Origin of the sequence: Citrobacter sp. TBCS-14, from assembly GCF_005280805.1 — a bacterium.
Classification (GTDB): Bacteria; Pseudomonadota; Gammaproteobacteria; order Enterobacterales; family Enterobacteriaceae; genus Citrobacter; species Citrobacter gillenii.
Genome location: NZ_SZWM01000802.1, coordinates 1 through 204, shown reverse-complemented (window position 1 = coordinate 204; position 204 = coordinate 1). Strand labels below are relative to the sequence as shown.

The window sequence follows — 204 nt, the reverse complement described above, 5'->3', positions numbered from 1 at the left end:
TGATGAATGCCGGTCAGGCTATGCTCTCGCTGGGGACTTCCGGGGTCTATTTTGCGGTCAGCGACGGTTTTCTCAGCAAACCGGAAAGCGCAGTCCATAGCTTTTGCCATGCTCTACCTGAACGGTGGCACCTGATGTCCGTGATGCTAAGTGCGGCATCCTGCCTGGACTGGGCGGCAAAACTAACCGGGATGGCAAGTGTAC

At 56.4% G+C, this 204-nt stretch carries 1 pseudogene; it reads left to right on the top strand.

The features are described from left to right. Nucleotides 1-204 (top strand): annotated as a pseudogene (locus FDX22_RS21405) (xylulokinase); the annotation flags it as partial.